Origin of the sequence: Acetoanaerobium sticklandii (assembly GCF_000196455.1) — a bacterium.
In the GTDB taxonomy this organism is placed as follows: Bacteria; Bacillota; Clostridia; order Peptostreptococcales; family Filifactoraceae; genus Acetoanaerobium; species Acetoanaerobium sticklandii.
The window spans coordinates 2,572,865-2,595,979 of sequence record NC_014614.1; the positions used below are offsets into that span (position 1 = coordinate 2,572,865).

23 protein-coding genes are annotated in these 23,115 nt (G+C 32.4%); 8 read left to right on the forward strand and 15 right to left on the reverse strand.

The genetic code is table 11. The annotated features are described in order from the left end of the window. Nucleotides 1–8 precede the first annotated feature (8 nt). The 3 genes from CLOST_RS12335 to CLOST_RS12345 are packed head-to-tail and all read left to right on the forward strand — an operon-like array spanning nucleotide 9 to nucleotide 2,217. Nucleotides 9–818: an amino acid ABC transporter substrate-binding protein gene (locus CLOST_RS12335; RefSeq protein WP_013362645.1), complete on the forward strand. Its 810-nt coding sequence runs from the start codon at nucleotides 9–11 to the stop codon at nucleotides 816–818. After that, entirely contained in the window at nucleotides 818–1,489 is a 672-nt protein-coding gene (locus tag CLOST_RS12340) for an amino acid ABC transporter permease (RefSeq protein ID WP_013362646.1), read from the forward strand. The genes CLOST_RS12335 and CLOST_RS12340 overlap by 1 nt, the downstream gene beginning before the upstream one ends. Continuing rightward, nucleotides 1,489–2,217, forward strand: coding sequence for an amino acid ABC transporter ATP-binding protein (locus tag CLOST_RS12345; RefSeq protein WP_013362647.1), 729 nt, complete (start codon nucleotides 1,489–1,491; stop codon nucleotides 2,215–2,217). Before CLOST_RS12340 ends, CLOST_RS12345 begins: the two co-directional genes overlap by 1 nt. Here CLOST_RS12345 and CLOST_RS12350 read toward each other — a convergent pair. The 3 genes from CLOST_RS12350 to CLOST_RS12360 all read right to left on the reverse strand — a co-directional run bounded on the left by CLOST_RS12350 (nucleotide 2,212) and on the right by CLOST_RS12360 (nucleotide 4,699). After that, nucleotides 2,212–2,823 (reverse strand): helix-turn-helix domain-containing protein, encoded by a 612-nt coding sequence (locus CLOST_RS12350; protein ID WP_013362648.1) that lies wholly within the window; start codon nucleotides 2,821–2,823, stop codon nucleotides 2,212–2,214. The two genes, CLOST_RS12345 and CLOST_RS12350, sit on opposite strands and share 6 nt — an antisense overlap. Nucleotides 2,824–2,986: 163 nt before the next feature. Further along, nucleotides 2,987–4,216, reverse strand: a complete 1,230-nt coding sequence (locus CLOST_RS12355; protein WP_013362649.1) for an L-lactate MFS transporter — start codon at nucleotides 4,214–4,216, stop codon at nucleotides 2,987–2,989. Nucleotides 4,217–4,333: 117 nt separating this feature from the next. Continuing rightward, complete coding sequence (locus tag CLOST_RS12360; RefSeq protein WP_013362650.1) at nucleotides 4,334–4,699, reverse strand: Na-translocating system protein MpsC family protein; 366 nt, start codon at nucleotides 4,697–4,699, stop codon at nucleotides 4,334–4,336. 263 nt (nucleotides 4,700–4,962) lie between these two features. Here CLOST_RS12360 and CLOST_RS12365 point away from each other — a divergent pair, with 263 nt between their 5' ends. Beyond that, a complete protein-coding gene (locus CLOST_RS12365; protein WP_041487222.1) occupies nucleotides 4,963–6,285 on the forward strand; it encodes a Na+/H+ antiporter NhaC family protein in 1,323 nt (440 codons plus the stop codon). 689 nt (nucleotides 6,286–6,974) lie between these two features. Continuing rightward, entirely contained in the window at nucleotides 6,975–7,526 is a 552-nt protein-coding gene (locus CLOST_RS12375) for a hypothetical protein (RefSeq protein WP_013362652.1), read from the forward strand. Here the strand turns inward: CLOST_RS12375 and CLOST_RS12380 are convergent. Then, entirely contained in the window at nucleotides 7,519–8,004 is a 486-nt protein-coding gene (locus CLOST_RS12380) for a glutathione peroxidase (protein WP_013362653.1), read from the reverse strand. The two genes, CLOST_RS12375 and CLOST_RS12380, sit on opposite strands and share 8 nt — an antisense overlap. A gap of 316 nt (nucleotides 8,005–8,320) precedes the next feature. On the opposite strand from CLOST_RS12380, the gene CLOST_RS12385 reads away from it, so the two are divergent. Together CLOST_RS12385 and CLOST_RS13680 are read left to right on the forward strand one after the other, a co-directional pair. Beyond that, nucleotides 8,321–8,914, forward strand: coding sequence for a DJ-1/PfpI family protein (locus tag CLOST_RS12385; protein ID WP_013362654.1), 594 nt, complete (start codon nucleotides 8,321–8,323; stop codon nucleotides 8,912–8,914). A 10-nt stretch (nucleotides 8,915–8,924) separates the two neighbouring features. Next, nucleotides 8,925–10,214, forward strand: a complete 1,290-nt coding sequence (locus CLOST_RS13680) for an NAD(P)H-dependent oxidoreductase (protein WP_013362655.1) — start codon at nucleotides 8,925–8,927, stop codon at nucleotides 10,212–10,214. A 121-nt stretch (nucleotides 10,215–10,335) separates the two neighbouring features. Here the strand turns inward: CLOST_RS13680 and CLOST_RS12395 are convergent, their stop codons facing one another. From CLOST_RS12395 to CLOST_RS12445, 10 genes are all read right to left on the reverse strand, one after another. After that, the gene (locus CLOST_RS12395) at nucleotides 10,336–10,935 is read right to left on the reverse strand and encodes a helix-turn-helix domain-containing protein (protein WP_013362656.1); all 600 of its coding nucleotides are present in this window, start codon (nucleotides 10,933–10,935) and stop codon (nucleotides 10,336–10,338) included. Between the two features lie 18 nt (nucleotides 10,936–10,953). Then, nucleotides 10,954–11,298, reverse strand: coding sequence for a GIY-YIG nuclease family protein (locus CLOST_RS12400; protein WP_013362657.1), 345 nt, complete (start codon nucleotides 11,296–11,298; stop codon nucleotides 10,954–10,956). 120 nt (nucleotides 11,299–11,418) lie between these two features. Beyond that, nucleotides 11,419–15,201 carry an S-layer homology domain-containing protein gene (locus tag CLOST_RS12405; protein WP_013362658.1) on the reverse strand — a complete coding sequence of 1,261 codons (3,783 nt, stop codon included), beginning with the start codon at nucleotides 15,199–15,201 and terminating at the stop codon, nucleotides 11,419–11,421. Between the two features lie 38 nt (nucleotides 15,202–15,239). Next, a complete protein-coding gene (locus CLOST_RS12410) occupies nucleotides 15,240–15,584 on the reverse strand; it encodes a phage tail protein (RefSeq protein WP_013362659.1) in 345 nt (114 codons plus the stop codon). A gap of 15 nt (nucleotides 15,585–15,599) precedes the next feature. Beyond that, the gene (locus tag CLOST_RS14220) at nucleotides 15,600–16,184 is read right to left on the reverse strand and encodes a phage tail protein (protein WP_013362660.1); all 585 of its coding nucleotides are present in this window, start codon (nucleotides 16,182–16,184) and stop codon (nucleotides 15,600–15,602) included. Nucleotides 16,185–16,449: 265 nt separating this feature from the next. Further along, entirely contained in the window at nucleotides 16,450–16,785 is a 336-nt protein-coding gene (locus CLOST_RS12425; protein WP_013362661.1) for a zinc ribbon domain-containing protein YjdM, read from the reverse strand. An 86-nt stretch (nucleotides 16,786–16,871) separates the two neighbouring features. Continuing rightward, a complete protein-coding gene (locus CLOST_RS12430) occupies nucleotides 16,872–17,612 on the reverse strand; it encodes a hypothetical protein (RefSeq protein ID WP_013362663.1) in 741 nt (246 codons plus the stop codon). A gap of 139 nt (nucleotides 17,613–17,751) precedes the next feature. Further along, on the reverse strand, nucleotides 17,752–18,198 hold the full coding sequence (gene msrB, locus CLOST_RS12435; protein WP_013362664.1) for a peptide-methionine (R)-S-oxide reductase MsrB: 447 nt from the start codon (nucleotides 18,196–18,198) through the stop codon (nucleotides 17,752–17,754). Nucleotides 18,199–18,280: 82 nt separating this feature from the next. After that, complete coding sequence (gene abc-f / locus CLOST_RS12440; protein WP_013362665.1) at nucleotides 18,281–19,915, reverse strand: ribosomal protection-like ABC-F family protein; 1,635 nt, start codon at nucleotides 19,913–19,915, stop codon at nucleotides 18,281–18,283. A 332-nt stretch (nucleotides 19,916–20,247) separates the two neighbouring features. Next, complete coding sequence (locus CLOST_RS12445) at nucleotides 20,248–21,255, reverse strand: polysaccharide deacetylase family protein (protein WP_013362666.1); 1,008 nt, start codon at nucleotides 21,253–21,255, stop codon at nucleotides 20,248–20,250. Nucleotides 21,256–21,506: 251 nt separating this feature from the next. Between CLOST_RS12445 and CLOST_RS12450 the strand changes: the two genes are divergently transcribed. Further along, complete coding sequence (locus CLOST_RS12450; protein ID WP_013362667.1) at nucleotides 21,507–22,349, forward strand: nitroreductase family protein; 843 nt, start codon at nucleotides 21,507–21,509, stop codon at nucleotides 22,347–22,349. On the opposite strand, the gene CLOST_RS12455 is transcribed toward CLOST_RS12450, so the two are convergent. Then, the gene (locus CLOST_RS12455) at nucleotides 22,339–23,016 is read right to left on the reverse strand and encodes a DUF4386 family protein (protein WP_041487224.1); all 678 of its coding nucleotides are present in this window, start codon (nucleotides 23,014–23,016) and stop codon (nucleotides 22,339–22,341) included. The two genes, CLOST_RS12450 and CLOST_RS12455, sit on opposite strands and share 11 nt — an antisense overlap. Nucleotides 23,017–23,115: the final 99 nt, after the last annotated feature.

The window sequence follows — 23,115 nt, forward strand, 5'->3', positions numbered from 1 at the left end:
AATTTCAAATGAAATCGAATAAATTACCATTAATAATTATCTTAATTGCTGTGGCTTTAGGCTCAATCATGTTTTTTAGTACTAAGGATAAGTCATCAACTGCTAGTGAACCTGCTGAAGTTATAAAGGTTGGTATGAGTGGGTCTTACAAACCTTATACCTATTTGGATGAAAAAGGTGAATTAACAGGCTTTGATGTGGATGTTTGGAAAGAAATCGGAAAAAGAACTGGACATGAAATTGAATTTGTTACAAGCGATTTTAGCGGACTATTTGGAATGCTTGACTCCGCTAAGCTAGATACTATAGCTAATCAAATAACTGTTACGCCAGAGCGTGAACAAAAATATCTTTTCACTCGTCCTTATGTTTACTATGGAGCTCAACTCATTAGTAAGGATGATAGAAACGACATCATAGACCTTGAGTCATTAAAAGGCAAAAAAGTTGCAGTAGGTCTAGGAACAAATTACGAAACAATAATTAGAGAATTTGACAAAAACTCTGAGATAGAAATCATTACCTATGACAGTGGTTCAGGTTCATACCAAGATGTTGCCATAGGCCGCGTTGATGCAGCTATGAATGATAGATTGGCTCTTCAATCTGTAATTAACGAATCGGGGCTTCCATTAAAGCTTGCTGGTCCTCCTATCAACGAAATGCAAAATGCCTTTCCTTTTCTTAATAATGAGGAAAACAAAGAATTGGTTGCTCAAATAGACAGTGCAATTGATAGTATGTACGAAGATGGAACTATAAAAGAAATATCTATGAAATATTTTGACATGGATATCACTGAGAAGGTGCTTAATTAATGAACTTTGATTTTAATATACTTGTAAAAGCTCTAGTAGAGCTTCTTTCTGCTCTTCCTATAACACTTTCAGTTGGCTTGCTTGCCATGCTAATTGGACTAGGCTTTGGAATATTCATAGGCATAGTAAGATATTTTAAGCTACCAGGTATAGATTTGATTTTAAGAGGGTATGTATCATTTTTTAGAGGCACTCCGCTGATGATTCAGCTTTTCCTATTTTTCTTCGGGCTGCCTCAGCTCTTTCCTTCACTAGGAAACATCGGTGCCTTTGAAGCTTCTGTCCTGATTATGTCTATGAACTCTGCTGCATATATAGCAGAGACTACAAGAGCGGCAATATTGTCCGTAGATAAGCTCCAGCAAGATGCTGGACTCTCAGTTGGACTTACACTATGGCAGACTATGCTATACGTCCAGCTACCTCAAGCCCTTAGAGTTGCTATTCCTTCATTTGGAAATACTTTTATCGGAATTATTCAAGGAACTGCACTTACCTTCATGCTTGGGCTTAATGATTTGATGGGGCTAGGAAAAATGAAAGCCGCTGTAAACTATAAATTTTTCGAAATATATCTGGCTGTTGGTCTTATTTACTGGGCTATCACCTTAATAATCGGCCAAGCAAATAAATATTTAGAAATCCACTATAGCAAAGGGAGGATGGCATAATGCTCAAAATAGAAGCACTAAAAAAATCATATGGCAACAATGTCATAATCTCTGATATGAATTTTGAAATCAAAAAAGGGGAGGTAGTATCCATAATCGGGCCATCTGGCTCAGGCAAATCTACATTTTTAAAAACTATCAATCAGCTAGTTAAGCCAGATTCAGGCACCATGCACTTTAATGGCTTGATTTATGATATGTCAAACATCGATAGCTCTATTGCCTCTGACCTTAGAAAGCACATAGGCATGGTATTTCAAAATTTCGGTTTGTTTTCTCATCTCACCGCAGCTGATAATATAGCTCTAGGGCTAGAAAAAGCTCATGGCTACAGCAAAAAAGAATCTCAGAAAAAAGCTTTAGAAATGCTCTTGCTAGTTGGACTAGAGCACAAAGCTTCAGCTTATCCAAATGAGTTATCTGGGGGACAGCAGCAAAGAGTAGGAATAGCAAGAGCCCTTTCGTCAAGCCCCGCTCTACTACTTTTTGACGAGCCTACCTCTGCACTAGATCCTGAACTAGTCAGTGAGGTTTTAGCAGTTATAAAGGCTCTTGCAGAGTCTGGAAATACTATGATAATAGTAACTCATGAGATGAGCTTTGCAAAAGAAATATCTGACAGGATAATTTTCATGGACAATGGTCAAATAATTATGAACGACACTCCTGAAAAAGTTTTTTCTGATAATGCTCATCCTAGAGTAAAAGCCTTCACAAGTAGCTTATAGTTTTTTATTGTTAAGAGTAATGAATCCTTTCATGAGAAAAAGTATAAAAAGAAAAGTCGATAAGTAAGGCTGTCTGGTCATAGAAAAAAGAAGAATTGCTAGTATATGCATTCCTACAGATAGCCTTCTTAATACTTTACCCATGCTTTTTGTTTTCTCAAAAAATCTAAGCCCAAGCTCCGCCGCCCCTATGCCAAATAATGAAAGCAGTAAAATGTAGTAGATGGTTTTTAGCCCAACTACCTCTTTGTAATCTATAAGATTTACAGCTCTTATATAATCTCCCTCTGGATTTCCATAAAAAGGCAGAAATATAAAGGCAATAGTAGCTAAATCGAGTAGCCCATATATCATTCCTGTTATATTTTCTACATTTTCTTTATTTTCATTTGTTGCAAGCTGTACTAGCTCATCTCCAGAAAGTAAATCATCAATTGATATCTTGAATAAAGCAGAGATATTTTTTAGCGAATCAATGCTAGGATAACCCTTGCCACTCTCCCATTTCGAAACAGCTGTCCTAGAAATGTAAAGCTGCTCTGCAAGCTGTTCCTGAGTCCAATTATTTTGTTTTCTAAGCTGCTGAAGTTTTTCTCCCAGCTCCATATGACTTCCTCCTAATTTATATTTAAATATGTATTCAACAAAAAAGCTTATTATGACAATCGAATATTTCTAAAGGATTTACAATAATATATCACAGTATATAGATTATTTTGTAACAAAAAACCATCAGGCTCTCCTGATGGCAATGTAAAATTCTATACTCCTATGCATTTTTGGGTTTTATAAAGTTTATTGTAGAAAAAATTCCTACTAAGCAAAGTGCGATAATATAGTAAAATAAGAGCTTGTAATTTCCATGGGCATCTATTAACATACCCGAAGTTATTACTCCAGTTACTGCGCCTATTCCATATGCTGTAAACACAAGTCCATAGTTTTGACTGTAATGACCTGTTCCGTACATATTCATGGTGGATGCAGGCGCTATAGCAAGCCAGCCTCCAAGATTAAACCAAAATATTGCAAATCCAATAATATAAACTATAAGGTTACTCTCTCCAAATAAGACCATAACAAGAGCTGCTGATATTATCAGTATATATGATAAAAGCATAGCTTTTCTCGGAGATAATCTGTCTGTCAGCCATCCAAAAGTAGGTCTTCCCATCCCATTAAAAATGGCAAATATAGTCATGAGCATAGTCACTTTTGTTGCAGTGAGTCCTACATATTCAACCCCTATGCTAGTTGTCATTCCTACAAGCATAAGCCCTATAGTCGTCCCTATTATAAAATTTATGTAAAGCCCTTTAAAGCTTTTGTCTTTAAGCATTTCCTTCGTCGTATGTCCAGATACCTTTACTGATTTACCCTCTTCTTTAATCTGGGATGAATCTCCTAGCTCTGGATATTCAAAGAAATAGGAAAGAACAGGCAAAAATACTGCAAACCCAGCTCCCAGTATTAAAAATGCCTTAGTTAATCCAACTAGCTCGACTATAGTCCTAGCAAGAGGTGCTGTGATAAGTGGGGATAATCCAAAGCCTACAAGCACCAAGCCCACTGCAAAACCTTTTTTCTCCGGAAACCACCTTGCCACCACTGTCATAGGAACTCCATATGCAATCCCTACTCCTGCTCCACTTATAACTCCATAAGTAAGGGTAAGCACATATATATTAGGTGCAAAGGCAGATAGTATCCAGCCGAGTGCTACTAGTAAGCTTCCAAATATCATTATATTTCTAGGATGAAATCTATCAATAAATCTCCCTGTTACAAACATAAAAAGTGAATAAAAAGCTAATGATGCCATATATGGAAGTCCACTGCTCGTAAAATCCACTTCAAAATAATTTTGTACAGCTAGTCTAAACACACTGTAAGAATAAACTGTTCCAAGCAGCATCATCAAAATAATTCCTAAAATAACATATTTCCATCTTTTACTGTTTGTGCTTTTCTTCAAGTCTAAGCTTATATTTTCTTTCATAAATCTCCTACTTTCTATAATTTTTATATTAAAAAGCCAACAGCAAAGCTCCCTAAAGAACTTTTGCTATTGGCTTACTCTCGACTGATTTAAAAATCTTTCAATTCGTCTTCCAAATTACAAGTTTGCAAGGTAATTATCTATATCTTGATCCACTACGATACCTATGATTTTTTCTCCTGTTTTTGTACTGACATCTGAGTACGTGCTTATTACTTCTACATTGAGAACAGATTTTACTGCTAGTTCTAGTTCCTCTCTAGAGCTTTCAAACAAAGCCGTCCTAACTTTTTTAATTAAATCTACACCTTCCTTAGTCTGTGCAAGATTCTTTTCAGATGTGCTAAGAAACCCCTTGAGTCTTACAATAATTAAATCTTGAAAAATTATGGTTCGTATTTTTTCAGGGCCTCTGCCCATTTGCTCAACTTCAAATTTACTTATTGCTTCGCTTATCTTCGATTCAACTTGTCCTTTTGTCATCAAGCACCCTCCTAAATCAAGCGCTAGGCTTGAACCTTTTATGAAATCAGTACTCTCTTAAAGAAAGATACATTTTTATATTTTAGCATAGGATTATCCCTTGTATCAACAATATATATTTATTCATATATATATCGAAATTAATCCGTCTAATCTGTAGATTCACACCTAACAGTATATTATTAATGATGATTCACGTTTTGCTATAAATTATAACTGCCTAGAGGTATAATTAAATTATCATCTACTTAAGGAGAACGTAAATGGAAACAGTTTTTGGCCTTGTAATTACCTTTGTCATGCTAATATTTTCTATATATAAGGGAATATTCATAGGATATCCTCTTCTTATAAGCTTTTTTATATTTGTAATAATATCGCTTCGTAAAGGCTACTCAATAACAGCTATCTCTAAAATGGCTTATGATGGCGGCAAAAAGTCCTTTGTCGTATTAAAGATTTTCATTTTAATAGGAGCAATAACTGCAGTATGGATGAGTAGTGGAACAGTTCCTTCAATCGTTTACTATGGAATCAACCTCATAAACCCCAATTATTTTATTTTTTATGCATTTATAATAAGCAGTCTCGTTTCTTTTTTACTTGGAACTTCACTTGGTACTGTTAGCACTGTAGGACTCGCTCTTATAGTTATGGCAAAAAGTGGCGAAGTAAATACTAATATTGCCGCTGGAGCAATAATTGCAGGAGCATACTTTGGAGATAGGTGCTCTCCTATGTCATCTAGTGCCAATCTAATCGCTAACCTTACTGAAACAGAGCTTTTTATAAACATAAAAAACATGCTAAAAAGTGCAGTACTTCCGTTTATACTTTCATTGATCCTCTATTTTTTAGTATCACTGAGCTCTCCACTTAACACTGCGTCTGGTGGTATTGATAAGGCTATAGTAAAAAGCTTTGATATAAGTATATTGGCGCTTTTACCTTCTATTATAATCCTTGTACTATCAATATTTAGAGTCAATGTCAAAATTTCTATGTTTTTAAGCATAGCTCTTGCTGGTGTACTTAGCATCTATATCCAAGGTTATAAAATTAATGAGGTGCTCTACTTTATACTTATGGGATTTCATTTGGACTTTGCTAATCCACTTTACCTCATAATAAAAGGTGGGGGCATAATCTCTATGCTAAGACCTGCTATAGTGGTTTTTATTTCATGTAGTCTAGCTGGAATATTTGAAGGTACTAAAACTCTTCAAAGCGTAGAAAAGCTTCTGCTAAAAGCGAACTCAAGAAGTAGCCTATTTTTATATACCACAATTGTGAGCATCCTAACTGCAGCCTTTGGTTCAAATCAATCAATTGCAGCTGTTCTTACTGCTTCACTTATGGATAAAGCATATAAGCAAAATTCAGTAGATAAATACCAAATGGCTCTTGATTTAGAAAACACTGGCATAGTGCTTTCAGCTCTCATTCCTTGGAATCTTGCTGCCTTTGTTCCAACCTCTACTATGGATGTGAGTCCCGTAGGTTTTATCACTTACGCTTTTTATTTATATCTTCTTCCTATCACTAGCTATATGATACTCAGATACAGAAAAAACTCCACCCATTAGAATACTTTGTTTTTCTTTTATTTTACAAAAACCAACTCCTTTTATTAATAAATGACAATGAATAACTTGCTTGAACTTTCTCATCATGATAAAATTTATAGTTTTAACTCTATGTGATACAATAATATTAACTGTAAATTTAAGCATTATTTCTTTTGCTAATAAAATTGAAGCGACTGTCCCGGATATATAGATAATTCAAAAAAATGACAAAGAGCTAACAACTATAAATAAGAGTGACTACAGCGATTGTCGTTAGAACTATATGTACTGTTATATCTGTGAAAACATCTTCTATAATGACACTTTGGGACCAGTCTTTTAACTATCATAGCAACTACTAGTACTGGAGGAATAGATAAGAAATGTTAAAAAAATTATCTAAACTAAAAAAGAATATACTTATAATTAGCTCAGTAGTAACGACACTTATTATTCTTATGTTTCTTATAGGATTAATCAATATATCAATACAACCAGTTTTGCTTACTATAATTAAGAGAACACTTTACTTTCAATTATTTATCCTCATAATATCAGCTTTAGTGTTTTCTATATTTAATCTCATCTACAAAAAGAAATAATTAGAAGTAACTTAATGTTTGGTAGAGATTTTATACATTCAGAAAATTTTGCTTGAACTATTTATATTTAAATTTTATATACGGCAAGATAAGGAGACGAATGACATGAATCGTACTAATTTAGATTTTGCATTTGGGATAGAATTAATGAAAACAAAATTAAACTATTATAAAATATTTTTCCTATTAATTGTATTATTATTTTTTTTGTTTAGTTTTGGATGTAAGCAAAAAGAAACCCATATAGAGGGTTTCCTAAAATATGTGTATTCTTTTGAATATAAATCTAACACTGATTTTTTTGAAGAAATTAACTCTTCAAAAGACTTTCAAGAACTTTCTATTTTGTTAAATGAAAAATATGATTACATGGAAAACTTTTGCACAAAGAAATGTATTGATAGTTTAAAAAGCAATCGTGATCCTATCTCTCTTTGGCAATTTCTAAATGATAATAATCTTGATATGAATGTAAATGGTATTACTATAAAGAAAAAAAGTGATACTTCATTTGATTTTTCAGTAAATGTAGCTATAAGAAAAAATAATGAAATAATATACTCGTCAGTTCAAAAAGGTCAGATTATTTTAGATAAATACAAAAAAATAGATAATGTATACTTTCAAAATTTAAATAATATATTTGAAATTAACTAGCTTCATCTATAAGCTGTTTTATTTTCTCTTCTAACTTAAGTGGCGAAGTGGCTGAAGCTATCCTATCTACAACATTTCCCTTGGAATCCACAATAAACTTTGTAAAGTTCCACTTTATGTCCTTACCAACTAGTCCTTTTTTAGCATTGGTAAGGTGAACAAATAAAGGATGAGCATTGGGTCCTTTTACGTCTACTTTATCAAACATAGGAAAGGTAACCCCAAAATTAAACGAACAAAAGCTTTTTATCTGAGCAGTATCTCCTGGCTCCTGATTTCCAAACTGGTTGCACGGAAAACCTAAAATTTCAAAATGTTCATTACCTAGCTTCTGATAAAGAGCTTCCAGCTCTTCATATTGAGGTGTGAAGCCTCAGTTGCTTGCTGTATTTACTATAAGAAGTACTTTTCCTTTAAAGGCATCCATAGTTATTTCTTCAAAATCAATAGTTCTAAGCTTAATGTCATAAATTGACATAGTAGTTCCACCTTTCAATATTTTTCCTAATTTTTCCAAATATAGCAATATATATAATCTAGTATCAATAATTAATATAGGATTCAATATAAAATCTTATATTTTATTATTTATACCAAATTTATCTCAATATCAACATAAATTTTCATTTCCTAATTATTCCAATTTCAACTTTATAATCGTAGCTCTATCTAACTAAGATAATGTATAATGTATAATGTATAAAACCCCATTTGTTATGGATAAAATTGCAAATTAAATCAAAAACCTTGTTGTATTTACATTAAAATTTAAATAAAAAGGTTGGGAGCCTGATATGAAAAAGGTGTTACTGCTTTTAGCCAATGGCTTTGAAGCTTTTGAAGCTAGCGTGTTTGCTGATGTTATAGGCTGGAACAAGCTAGAAGGTGATTTAAATACTGAGCTTTTAACTACTGGACTGCATGAAGAAATAAAATCTACTGTAGGTTTTGCTGTAAAAAGAGAACTACTCATCAGTGAAATCAATGTAGATGAATTTGATGCTCTTGCAATACCCGGTGGATTTGAAGAAAAAGGCTATTATGATGATGCTTTTCATGAAGATTTTCTTAATCTTATTAATAAATTTCATGAATCAAATAAAATCATAGCTTCAATCTGTGTAGGAGCCCTCCCTATTGCAAAAAGTGGAATTTTAAAAGATAAAAATGCCACAACCTATGGACTAGGTCAAAGTACAAGACAAAAACAGCTTTCTGATTTTGGAGTAAATGTAATACCAGATCAATCTATGGTTGTGGATGGAAACATAATAACTGGCTATAACCCCTCTGCTTCTTTTGAGGTTACCTTTTATCTTTTAGAACTGCTAACATCCAAAGATAACTGTTCTAAAATCAAAGCTCTTATGGGCTTTAAAAATAACTGAGGAGACTAATATGAAGCAAATAAAAAATATAACCATTCTTCACTTAAATCCTAACAATCAAATCAAAGCTCAATTAGAATCGAATTATAAAGCTTCCTACCCTGAGGCTATTTTTGAAATATATGATTTGTCAGAGTATGATATTAAAAACTGTATAGGTTGCTGGAATTGCTGGGTAAAGACTCCTGGAAGATGCGTTCATAGAGATAAGCTAAGTGAATGCTACTTTTCTATAATAAATACTGATATCTGTGTGTTTTCTCATGAAGTAAAAAATGGATTCCTATCTGGAAACTCAAAAACATTTATGGATAGGCTAATTCCATTATTTCATCCTCACATAAAAATAGTAAACAATGAAATGATGCATTATGAACGCTATGCTTCTATGCCTCAAATGCATTATGCCTACAGCCTTGCTCCAAATGAAAAAGAGATTACGCAAAGAGAAATCAATTGTTTAGAGGGCTATTTCTTTAGATGCAATGAACATTTTAGAGCTAAAGGAATGATGCACCAGCTAAATTCAAATGCCATAATAAATTCAAAAGATACAATGACTAGAATGAGTCCGATTATCCCTGAAAAGATGAAAAATATGTCATCTCCTATATCTAATTCAAGTAAAATTGCTATATACAATGGTTCTCCAAGAGGCACAGCTTCTAATACATTGCTTTTAGTTGAGCAGTTCAAAAAAGGATTACTAATAGAGGGTATACTTGAAGAACAAATTGAGGTTTATAACCTAAGCCAAATCTCCAAGCATGAAGAAATTGCATCTAAGTTTTATGATGTGGATTATCATATGTTTATTATGCCTTTATATGTACATAGCATGCCTGGAATAGTAAAGAATTTTATAGATGCTGTAGAATCTAGCGCTTCTGATAATAAAAATATCCCATCTCCTAAAGTTGGATTTTTTGTTCAATCTGGTTTCAAGGAAGGCTATCAATCTTTTTATTGCAGAGCAGCACTTGAAACGATTTGTATTCACAACAGCTGGATATATAGTGGATGTGGAATCAAAGGAGGGATGGAGGGACTTAGGCTTACTCCAGAAAAAGCAAACGCAAAACTTTATTCTGCTTTTAATGAGCTTGGCTCATATTTTGCCAAAAATGGTTACCTGTCATCTGATATACTGGACGAATTAATCAAGCCTGTGCATCTGACAAAATCTCTTAAGCTTGCTTTTACTCTACTTCCAAATAAGCTAATTCAGCTATACTGGGATAGCCAGATGAAGAAAAACAAAGTAATCGAGCAGTCATATGCTCAGCCATATAAAAAATAAGGATTACATTCATTAAATCAATGTAAATTGTTAATTCTATCTGGAAACCTTGTTTTATTCACCGATAATTTAAAAGACTTTATTCAAGGAAGACTAGCGCCCATGAATAAAGTCTTTGTTTTTATCTCTTTGCTTTAAATGGATATTTCATTAGTCCATGCTCTGTACAGTAGATGTAGAGATTTCCTCTACTTCTCATCATAGGAAGATTAATTTCTGCATTTTGCTCAGGATATAGTCTATGAAGGAGCACTCTTTCATTTTGAACATATGCAATAAATAAAATATAATGCTCCTTAGTCATTGGGTGATCTATACTTATAAAATGCTGCATATCAATTTCTTGAATTGTTACTTCATGCTCCTCTTGTTGTGGGACAGGTTTTAGCATCGCTAATTTCCTTCCACAGCAAGAAATTGTAGCTTCTCCAGTACTTATTAAAATATTATTGCAGCTAGGGCAAACATAAAATTTTACTTTTTCAATTTTTCCTATATCAGGCTTATTAGGCTTGAGTTCTCCCTCTAAAAGCTTAAGAATATCTGCTCCAAGCACTTCTGATAGCTCTGTCCAAAGAGTCACATCTGGGCACCCCATTCCACATTCCCATTTAGAAACTGTTTTATTACTTATATTTAAGCTATCTGCTACTTGCTTTTGCGTCAGTCCTTTTTCATTTCTAAGCTTTAATATCAATTGTCCAACTTTCTTGCAATCCATCTCTTCACTTCCTTTTCATCATTTCCAAATTATACTACTGTTTTCAATACTATCTAAACATTCCTCTAGCATAGCTTCAAGCTTATCAGTATAGTCCTTTTGCGGATCTTCATACTTTAGAATTTTAACTACACTAAACTCAAAATTACTTTCTCCATATTTCTTCCAAAGCTCTTTCATTCTCTTGTTAGGATGAGTTTGAGTCAACAGTTTAAATCTATTGCTATTATAGTCTGCTTTAGTATCTTTAGATATTCCTAAAAAAATCTCACCTGTTTCTCCACACTTAAAAGCTATTATTCCCATCTCTGGATGTCTATTTTTATAATCTTCCATAAGTTGTTGTTTTCTATTCATATCCATTTGCTTCACCTCATAATTATCTTACTATGCAAAGTCTACGGGGACAATCCATGCTCCGTAGACTTTATTATTCATATAAAAAAACAGCAGAATTTTATCAAATCTGCTGTTTTAGGATTATTATTTACTTGAAATTAAATTGTATATGATTTGTGCCATTTGAGCTCTACTAGTTTTGTCCTTCGGTAGAAGCTTATTATTGTCGGTTCCATTAATAATTCCCGCTTTTATAAAATGGTTCATTGTATTATGTGCCCATGGTGAAATTTGTGCATAATCGTCAAATTCTGAAATCTCTCTATCAATTTTTTCTTTAGGAAGTTTACCTAGGTTATCTAATGTATTGTATAAAAGTGTAAACATTTCTTCTCTTGATATTTCTCTTTCAGGTTCAAATTTATTATTTCCTACCCCTACAGTTATTTTTAGCTTTTTTGCCGCTAAAATATATTCAGAATATGTATTTTCAATTGAATCAGAGAAATTTCCGATTAAAGTATAGTCTGGCTCTATATCATAGGCTTTCATAAGCATAGCAAGAAATTCAGCCCTATTAATATTTGCATTGGGTTCATAAGAACCATTTATATTTTTAGGTAATATCCCTCTTGCTGAAACAAAATTTACTGCATTTTTATACCACGAATCTCCATTTATATCATTAAAACTCACCTTATTATATCCAATCATATACTTAGAGAAATGATCGGTTATAAACGTAACAATGTTATTTTTTTCGTCGAAGTAACAATTTCTTATTACTTCTAACTCTCCATTATTGTTAATGTAATAAACAACAATACCTCGGCTATCTTCTCCCGGCTTTAAAGTGTATGGAATAGAAACTCTAACATTTCCTCCAAACTTTGATGCTGATTCATTGTCCACTAAAAGCTCAAAATCATAAACTGGTCTGTCTCCAACAATAGCTATTAAATCAGGCGATAACGTATCCCTATCAACCATTGCCACTGATAATTCTAGATTCTTTTTCCCTTCAGTTGACAACCAATCCATCGTAGCTTTATCAAAACTAAATTCTGCTAAGGCCGTAGATATATCTAGCTCATTAGACCCGTTATTTAATTGTTTTTCTATAGAATCCTTAATATTATCGATTTTAATAATATTTTTTTCTTGAGTGTCTTTTTTTACTTGAGTTTTTTCTCTAGCTTCTTGGTTCTTTGTGTTACTAGAATTATCGTTATTGCCATTATTTGAAGGTGGTAATTTGTTTATTGTTAGGCTCTGCGTATAACATATAAGTTTACTGTCTATATGCTTTACTCTGATAACACTCGCATTATCATTTATTGTTAATTTCGAATTATTATCCATGTTTGTTTCTATTCCAAAAGAATAAAACATACCATAATTTATATCTTGTGTGCTTCCATCACTTTTATACAAAGTTACAGTTAATCCATCTAGGTTCAATGAATCTCCTTCTGTATAAATAAGTTTAGGTTGTCTTTTAACTTCTATGTTTATAACTGTAATTGGATTTATAATTGGAGCTTCATTAATTATTATACTAAATGCTCCACTAGTTGTAGTAGGTGGCAAATCGCTATCTGTAACCGATATTGTAAACGACTTTAATCCTGCTTCAGTAGGAACTCCTGATAGAGTGCCATCATCTGACAATGTTATTCCTGATGGTAAATTTCCAGACTCTAATGTAAATTCTTTAATTCCTTTTCCACCAGTAGCCACAAATCCATAACCTATATATTTTTTTCCTACAGTACCCTCAGGTAAAGTTACTGTATCATCAAGAATTAGTGGCTCAATTTTCTCAGATACAGAGATATTTTGAGTCTCTACGCTCTTTGAACTAACTGTATGAGAAACCAATATAGATTTGTTATCATCATTTAACTCAAGAATTTCTCCATGATTTATATCACAAATAATGTTATTTGCTTGAAAATCAGAATAGCCTACATCAACAGAGGATAAATCACTTTTAATTAAAATGACAATTAAATTTCTTAAATCTAATTTATCTCCTTCTGTATAAACTAACCTAGGTTGAGATTTTACTTCAATATCTACAACCTCTATTATTTGTTTTTCCATAACTTCTATATTAAATGTTTGGTTTTTACTTAATGTAGGGGTTCCACTATCAGTTACATTAACTGTAAAATTAAATGTCCCTGATAATTCAGGCGTTCCTGATATTACCCCCGCACTTAAAAGTGTCATGCCTTGTGGCAATGCTCCACTTGTAATACTAAACTCTAACGGTTGTGTTCCTCCAGTAACAGAAAAAATATATCCTTGATAATTAGTATCTACTGTAGCATTAGGAATAGGGATAGACATGTCGAAAACCAACTCTCCAATTGGAGGATTTCCCTCAACTATTGCTGTAAACACTACTCCTGAATTAGAAGTCAAGCTTTGGCTATTATTAGCATCTACAAACTGAGTTTCATCACAAGTTATTTCTATATCTGTTATATCTGTATCATAATCTTCAGTTGTATTCCCTGTAAGAATTAAGCTTACAGATTTATTAGTATCTCTTACAATACTTTCAACTGATACTCCCGTAGGAAGTTTACTGATACTCCAGTTTGCTAAATTAAGCACTGGTGCAAATGTCCCTCCGACAATATCCACTTTAATTGATTTTCCATCTTCTTGCCCTTCCACTATCTGAATGCTATTACTTAATTCAATACTTTCATCATCATTTACTGCAATCAAAGCGAACTCATTAGTCGACGTCATATCCACATCATTTGTAAGCTCTGAGCTATCTATTGTAACCTTAAGATTATTAATATCAGAGTCAAAATCAGTTCCATCATATCCTATAATAATCCCGACATTTGTATCACTCTTATAGTTTATATTTGTAATACTCATACCTACAGGCATATTAATTATCGAGAAATTTGATACATCAAGTATATTGTCTTTAAATGTTTCTCCATCTAAATTTACTATTATTTCTGCACCGTTCAAATTCATTTCATTAATATTATCTGAAATAATATTCAAACTTGAACCCAAAGTTGTAAATGTTTTTACCTCTCCATACCCTATACCTAGCTCATTCTTAGCATAAGACCTAAAATAATATGTCGTATTAGGTAGAAGCCCTGTTGAAATTTCTTTTGAAAGGTTTCCGGTTGTTCCTTCGCAAACAAGTGCGTTTACATTAGCTGACCCAATTGCCGGATTATCAACTGTAGAATAGACAAATCCTCTTTCTGTAATGTTTGACTTTCCATCAGAAACTACTTCCCCATGTAAAATAGCTTTTCCTGTTCCTACTTCAGTAGCATTTGAAGTTGTAAGGTTTGGCAGTGAAGCTAGCTCACCGTAGGCTTCGAATTCCAAAATACTATTCCAAGAGTTATCTGCTGTATATCCACATCCTTGATTTATGTAAACTCTTAGATACTTTGCAGTGAACTTTTGAACCATTTTATCTGTCTTGTTGGAAAAATTATTATTTACAATATCTACATCTACAAAATTTACTCCATCATTACTTTTTTGAAGCCTATACGCCTTTAAGTTATAAAAATCATTTGGCTGAGCATTCCATAAGTAGCCTTGATGATAAACTACCCATCTATCAATGCTATAGATACCTCCTAAGTTAACCTGTAGATAGGTTTCTCCTACTCCTTGCCTTGTTTGCCATCTACTTGTTGGATTAGTTTTATCACCATCTACAGCTCTACTAGGTTCATATGGCAACATATAGCTCACATCAACAGAACTTGATGGATCAATGATTTGTTTAACCGAAACTGTCTTACCTTGAACAATATTTGAGCTTGCATATGTAGAACTACAAAAATAAACATTTCCAATAAATACCAAAGTAAAAACAAACAAAAACTTATAATATATATTTATTTTAGATAAACATCTCAAATTTATGCCTCCCTTTGAAACAATTTTTAATTACGCTATTATGGTCTAGTAGGATATAGCCCTTGAAGTGCAATATAGTAACACATTGGCTGTGGTGAATTCTCGAATTGCACAGCTGCTGTTCTTAAATCAGGAAGCGCAAAATTTGTTGTACCATTTCCACCAAAAGTTGTTCCTATTAATGAATATAAAGCAGCATTTTGTTGTATTGGTATTAACTGTCCTTCACACTTAGCCCATCCTCTTGGAGCAAAATCAAAAGAGAATAAATGAATTTCTCCCATGTAAACTTCTGATGCATAGCTTTTATATGTAACCCCTTGAGTAAAAAAACTAATTAGCAATATTAAAATTATTACACTACATCTTAAATTATTTTTCATAAATTAACTTCCTCCTTAGTTTCTTGGTGGGTAAATACCGTTCATATTAATGAAGTACCATACATCATTATTAGGATTCATTTTTCTCATATCTGGTATTTTGAAATTGTTAACTCCATCACCACCGTAATTAGTACCAATCAAACTGTATAATGCATTATACTGGTTTATTTGAAACATTCTTCCATCGCATCTCATAAAACCACTAGTATCTTGTGGAAATGGAAACATTACTATTTGACCTATGAACATGTCATTTCCCACCCCCCCATCTGGCACAGGATAAATTCCTTCCGTTGCTATATAATATTTTACCCCTGGATTAGGTTCCATTCCTCTTAAATCTGGAAGAGCAAATGTTGTTGCACCGTTTCCTCCAAATTTACTTCCAACCAAAGAAAATAATGGTTGATACTGACTTACCTGTAACGTTTCCCCATTGCAGAGTTCCCATCCTACTGGAGCAAATCCATATGGAAAGACCTGAATTTCACCTATGAATGTGTCGTAATTTGCATAACTAAATCTAGTTGTAATAGAAAGTAAAAAACATAAAAGCAAAATAGAAACAAATAAATTAATACTTTTCTTTTTTCTCAAAATAACTTTCCCTCCCTTAAATCATTGTTAACTTATAAATTATCCTTTTAAAAGAAAATAAGCAAGAAATAAAATAATATTAAGTCTAGAATTAACAATAAAATCTGTATTTTAGTAAAATAGTCTTTCTTTATAAAAATTAAAATAGTTCTATGAGCTCAATTAATTAAATTTGATTTAAGCAATAAAAAAACTAGCTATTCGCGAATAGCTAGTTTTTTATTAAATATTATTTTATTTTTTATTATTTTAATTTTATTTAAGTCTAGAGTTTTTTAACAAACTCTGATTTTAGCTTCATAGCTCCAAATCCATCTATTTTACAATCTATATTGTGAATTCCATCATCTATGAGCCTTATGTTTTTCACTTTAGTACCTTGCTTTAAAGGAGCTGAGCTTCCTTTAACCTTCAAATCCTTTATTATAGTGATAGAATCTCCATCTTTTAATTCATTTCCGTTTGCATCCTTAACGCTTACTGATACATCGCCATCAGTAGAGTCTAAAGCACTCCATTCATGAGCACATTCAGGACATACAAACATATTATCCATTTCATAGGTGTAGCTAGAATTACATTTTGGGCAATTTGGTAACATAGACTATTTACTCCTTCATTAATCGTTATTTAGTAATCAACGAATAATATAGTATCATATAGTCGATATCTTTACAAATATCTGAATTAGTTTTTCCCTTTGCCCTTGCCATTTGATTTCTCTGATTTTTTTTCTGTCTGTGGCTTTTCTTTTTTTACGTCATCAGCTTTTTTCTCAACTTCAGCTTGCTTAGTTGCTTCAACTTTTAATTCTGTCTCAACTACAGGCTTTTTGTTTGCTTTCACTTCAGCCATAATTTCTTTTACTGATTTATTAGCTAGCTCCTCATAATTAACTTCTTTGTCAGTACTTGCTGCTAGTTTTTCAAGAAGATTCATTTTACCAGGTGTGATTCCTAGCTGTTTTGCCATCTCAAATCTCTTTTGTATAAATTCTGGTTGCTTCTTGATTTCTGTTTCAATCTCCCCTTCAACCAAATCCTTTAACTCTTCATTTAAAGTTTTACCAAGTTCTTCATCTGTAGATGCAATACTTATATTATATTCTGGTTTTTCTTCGTAGCTTGAAAGAATTAGCTCTATAGATTCATTTATAGTTTTTCCCTGCTCCAAAACTGAAGCTGCTAGCTCTTTGTCTGTTCCCTCAATAAGCTTTATAACACCTTTTTCATCCAACACAAAAGTGTATTCATCCTCTAATGCAGTTAAAGTAACTGATGCAGAAAAATCTGTCACAGGTGCTGGCTCAGTTATTTCTGTAGCTGGTTGTTCTGACACTACTTCCTCTGCATATGAAGCTAATGTAAATGTAGATGCAGTAGCCGCTACAACTGCAAGACTTAATAGTTGTTTCATTTTTTTATTCATAATATTCCTCCTAAAATATCAAAGATTAAATTCGCCCTATTACTTTCGTAAAATTATTTTACCACATTTTTAATTAAAAAAACACTATTAAGAATAATTTTTATATAAAATATCATAATAGTGTTTTTATTAAAGCCTTCTATTTATCTATATAATCCTCATACCCTTCTTTTATCATATCTGCTTTAGGTATGAATTTAAGAGATGCTGAATTTATGCAGTATCTGAGTCCAGTAGGAGGAGGCCCATCTGGAAATACATGTCCTAAATGAGAGTCTGCATATCTGCTTCTTACTTCAGTTCGTGGAATAAGAAGCTTAAAATCTTTTTTGCTGATTATAAAATGTTCATCTATAGGCTTTGTAAAGCTAGGCCATCCACAGCCTGCGTCAAATTTATCCTTTGATGAAAATAATGGCTCACCAGATATTATATCCACATAAATCCCATCCTCATTAAAATCCCAAAATTCATTAGAAAAAGGTCTTTCTGTAGCTTCTTTTTGGGTTACCTGATACTGTATATCTGTTAATTCCTTTAAATCTTTAGATGCTTTTGCTTTTTCCCATTTAGAATAATCACTCATGGCTATCCTCTCCTACTAAAATTATATTTCTATAATTTATACCCAAATTATCCATTTTAATATAATAATTGCTTGATTATCCTTACCCAAGTGCTCTAAGCTTATTTAAAATTTCATTATATTCTAAATCTAACCTTGCTTTATCTTCTATGCTTATCTGAGTTGATAATCTTCCTATAACCTCTGCCATACGATTCTTCAATATTATTTCTTCTTCTACTTTAGTTTTTTCTTTATTACTTACTTTATTTATAGGATATAAATACTCCTCATAACCACCTCTATAAAGCTTCAGCTTCTTATCTTCTATAGCTATTATTTGATTTGCTACTGAGCTGATAAATTTCCTATCATGAGATACGAATAAAAGAGCTTTATCGTAATCTATTAATGCTTCTTCTATAACTTCTAGGCTACTTATATCCAAATAATTTGTAGGCTCATCCAAAATGAGCATGTTGATATCCTCTAGCAGTATTTTCGCAAATGACACCTTGACTAGCTCTCCGCCACTTAGTACCTTGGCTTTTTTATATACTGATTCTCCTCTAAATAGTAGTCTTGCTAGTAACAGTCTTGCAAAATCCTCCTTATAGATGCTATTTTCCATGACGTTTTCTATTATACTTAACTCAGGCTTTAAAATTTTAAGCTCTTGATTAAAATAACCGATTTTAGCAGTTTTAGACACTTTTATTTGCTCATCTCTTTCTAATATCATGTTAATAAGAGTGGTTTTTCCTGAGCCATTTGCTCCTACTATTGCTGTTTTAGTTCCATTTTCTATTGCAAACTCAGCATCTTTAAAAATCACTCTACCTGCAAAGGATTTATTGAGCTTTTTAGCTTCTATCAAGATTTTACTGTGAGATTTTTCTGAGCCTTGTATATCAAAATGTATTTTCGACTGAGTTTTGGGTTTTTCCTTGATTTCTAGATGCTCTATCCTAGTCTTAACGCTTTTTGCAATCTTATCGAGCTTAGCTTTTTGCTTTTGCCCTCCCATTTTGTGTAGCCTAGCTTCGGAATTACCCATTCTTTTAGGTGCTTTTTTGATACTAAGAGATTTTTGCTTTGTCTGACTCATTACTGACTCTAGCCTTTTTTTCTCCTTGATATACTCTTCATGTTCAAACTCTGCTCGAAGCTTTTGATGCTCCTTTTGTGCTTTATAATCAGAATAGTTTCCCTTATAAATTTTAACTTTACTGTCTTCCACCTCTATAATCTGAGTGCAAAGCTTGTCCAAAAAATTTCTGTCATGTGATATTACAATTAAAGTTCCCTTATATGCTTTAAACATCTCTTCAATAACTGAAATGCTTTCTATATCAACATTAGTTGTAGGCTCATCCGCAAACATAAGCGGATAATTTTTTTCTAGTTCAAGTGCAATCTTGAATTTAGTTTTTTCTCCTCCACTCATAGTATCTGACCATTTATCTGGTATTGATAATTTTGACGCCCATTTTGGGCTTATGGCTTTTTCTAAAGGATGCTTAAGCTGAAAAATATACCCTGATTTATCATACAAATTTACAGTTCCTTCATCAGGCTCTAGTTTTTTTGCCATCAAATCTAAAAGCGTAGTCTTGCCAGAACCATTGGAGCCTAATATTCCTATACATTCTCCAGAATATAGCTTAAGCTCAGGTATATCCAAGATTAATCTAATTCCATAATATTTTTTTATATCTTTTAACTCAATTAACAGCATAAAAAATCCTCCCTTGGTTGAAAGAGAGGATAGCATTCTAAATATAATAACCGCTTTAAAATACAAAATATATAGTGAATTACAAAATATTCCACCTAAAAATTTGTATATTAAAAACAGACCTACTATATCAGCAAGATAACTTTAGCTATAGACACTATCCACTCATAATTTGATAAAATGCATGTCAATTAATCCCTAAATGGGAGTTTCAACAAGTATTTTAGTGTAATTATAAAAAGTGGTGTCTACTTCATCGCTATATTTACCTTGCCTTTCATTAAATTATTTTTCGCTTTGATTATAGCTTTTATTAGCTACTCATGTCAACTTTACTCTTTTAAAAGCTTAATTATTTGTTCTAGATTAGACTTTTTAAATTCAACATTAGCAAATTTCTTGTCTATATCAGATTTCAAAGGATAGAGTTTCTTAATCATAGCTATCATTTCTTCCTTTGTGTATGCTTTACTAAAGCTTATATTTGAAGTACCTTCTATTAGGCCCCATTCAATAGCTGATTTTTTAATCTCCTCAGCTGTACTTAAAAAGCTTCCTGTTTTTGTATAAAGAAGATTGTTTAAAAACTCTACTTCTGAAATTTCATCTACCCCTAGCTTTGGAGCTATATATGGTGAAGCTTCTAGTAATTCAGATATACTCACTAGCTTATAGCCACTGCTTTGCAAACCTTCTATTATTTTAGGAAGGGCTTTTGCTGAGTTCGAATTTGGTATAGTGTGCATCAGCACTATATTGCCATTTCCTGAATTTTTTAGTACATGACTTGCTATTTCATCTGAGGATTTATTCTTCCAATCATTTGTATCCACATTCCAAAGAACAGTATGAGTATAGCCTGCATCAGATATAGCATTTAGTACAGTATTATTTTTAGCTCCATAAGGGGGTCTCACATAGGGCTTCATATCATAGCCTGTAGCTTTTTTAAAAGCATTAGCACTGCTTGAGAGCTCGCTAATAATTTTGTTATAAGAAACCTTTGTAAAATAAGGATGAGAATAGCTGTGGTTTCCTACATCATGACCTTTATCTGCAATCACCTTCATAAGCTCTGGATTTTGCTCTATAAAGCCTCCCAGAAAGAAAAAACTTGCATGGACTTCATATTTATCTAAAGTCTCTAAAACAGATTTTACATTTTCCTCTGAACCTCCATCATCAAAAGTAAGGCTCATATATGGCAAATTTGGATTTCCTCTAGTTAATACCTTTGTCTGTGCATATGCTTGAGAATAAGGTAAAAAAGCTACTAATACTAAAGCTAAAATCCATAAACTAGTTATTTTCTTAAAAGAATTCGTTATCTTTTGTCTCATATCCGTCTCCTATCTTTACGCTATATATGCTTATATATATTGCTAGTCATCATGACTTATCCTTTCCTTTGTAATTTAATTCTATATCTAATAGACGCAATAATCATTACAAAAGTTTTAATTATTTTAGTTTATAGGTATAAATAACATAGAAAAAATATATTATTCTTGTCAATGCAAATTAAATTGTGTACAATATGATTGTATGTAATTTAATTTGTAATTTATCAATCGAAGGGAGCATCATAATTATGAATATTAATTTTTCAATTGAAGAAGCAGTTACTAAAAGATACAGTGTTAGAAATTATCAGGAAAGGGAAATAGAAACAGAAAAGCTAGAGCTTATAAAATCATTTATAGATTCTCTAGATAACCCTTTTGGCAGTAAGATAAATTTTCATTATTTAGACAGTAAGGGTATGAAAAACGAAGAGAAACTTGGTACTTATGGCGTTATAAAAGGTGCAAAGCAATATATAGGTACTACTATTACTCTTGAAGGGCAAGCTCTTGAGGCTCTTGGATATGAATTTGAAGCCTTAGTGCTATATCTAGCTCATCTTGGACTAGGAACCTGCTGGCTAGGAGGTACATTCGACCGCGCTGGCTTTGCTGAGGCAATGAAAGTAAAAGAAGGAGATATATTCCCAATAATAACTCCATACGGATATCCATCTGACCACAAGCATGAAATGGAAATAGAGATGAGAAAAATGATTCAAGCCGATCAGCGTAAAGAGTGGTCTGAGCTATTTTTTAATGAAAACTTCAGCTCTCCTATTACTAAAGAAGAAGCAAAAGACATGGCTTTTGCTCTTGAAATGGTTCGCCTAGGACCATCTGCATCAAATAAACAGCCTTGGAGAATAGTTCTTAAAGATGGTAACTGGCATTTCTTTGAATATAAAGAGCCTGGATATAGTGATAGATTCAGCTATGATATACAAAGAGTTGATATGGGAATTGCAGCTGCTCATTTTGATTTTTCTGTAAAAGATAAAAATATCAATGGCCATTTTGAAATTAGCAATGCTCCTGCAATAGAGCTTCCAGAAAATGTTCAGTATTCATTTTCTTGGATTAGAGACTAAATTTATTTTTAAATTCTAGTCTAAGTAGCCCTATAAATACAACCCACGGAATTAAAGAAAGTAGTGAAAATATTAGACCTATCATTCCAGCAGATGATGGAATAATCATAAAGAAACCTGAAGCAAGAGCCCAGTATCCTACAGATTTTTTGAATATTGGGCTCTTTATTAATATGTAAGCAAATAGCAAAAGACATATAGTATTAAGTACATAATATACATTAAATGAAGTCCCTGAATATCCAGCCAACAATGCTTCTCCTGCAGCAATATATATAATTTGGTCACTCATTCTCGCTTCAAAGAATTTTTTGCTTAGAGTCATCATCTCAAATGATGGGTTTGAACCATAGTAGCAAACAACTCCCGTTAGGCCTATAACAAATGCAATCAGAGAAGTAACTGGTTTTTCTTTATATAAGGCAATAAAAAGTGACAGATACAGCACTATCATAATTGTATTATTAATTAAGTAAAGGAAATCTAAGCTTAATAAACCTAAAAAAGCATTCTCTCTAAATAATTCAAAAAATCCCACGACACTATCTGGAGGAGGCGCAATGCTAAATACTATTATTTGAATAGGAATAATCAGTAGCATTATAATAATAAGATATTCAGTTAGTTTAAATAAAGGTCTGAAATCTACATCCGAATGCTTTTTCATTAGATATTCCCCCCTAGAATCTATACCCACGACTATGAGCAAGCTTAGTTTTAGCTATCAGTTTTTTTCATAGTATCTCTAGGAAAAACATCTGTCAAC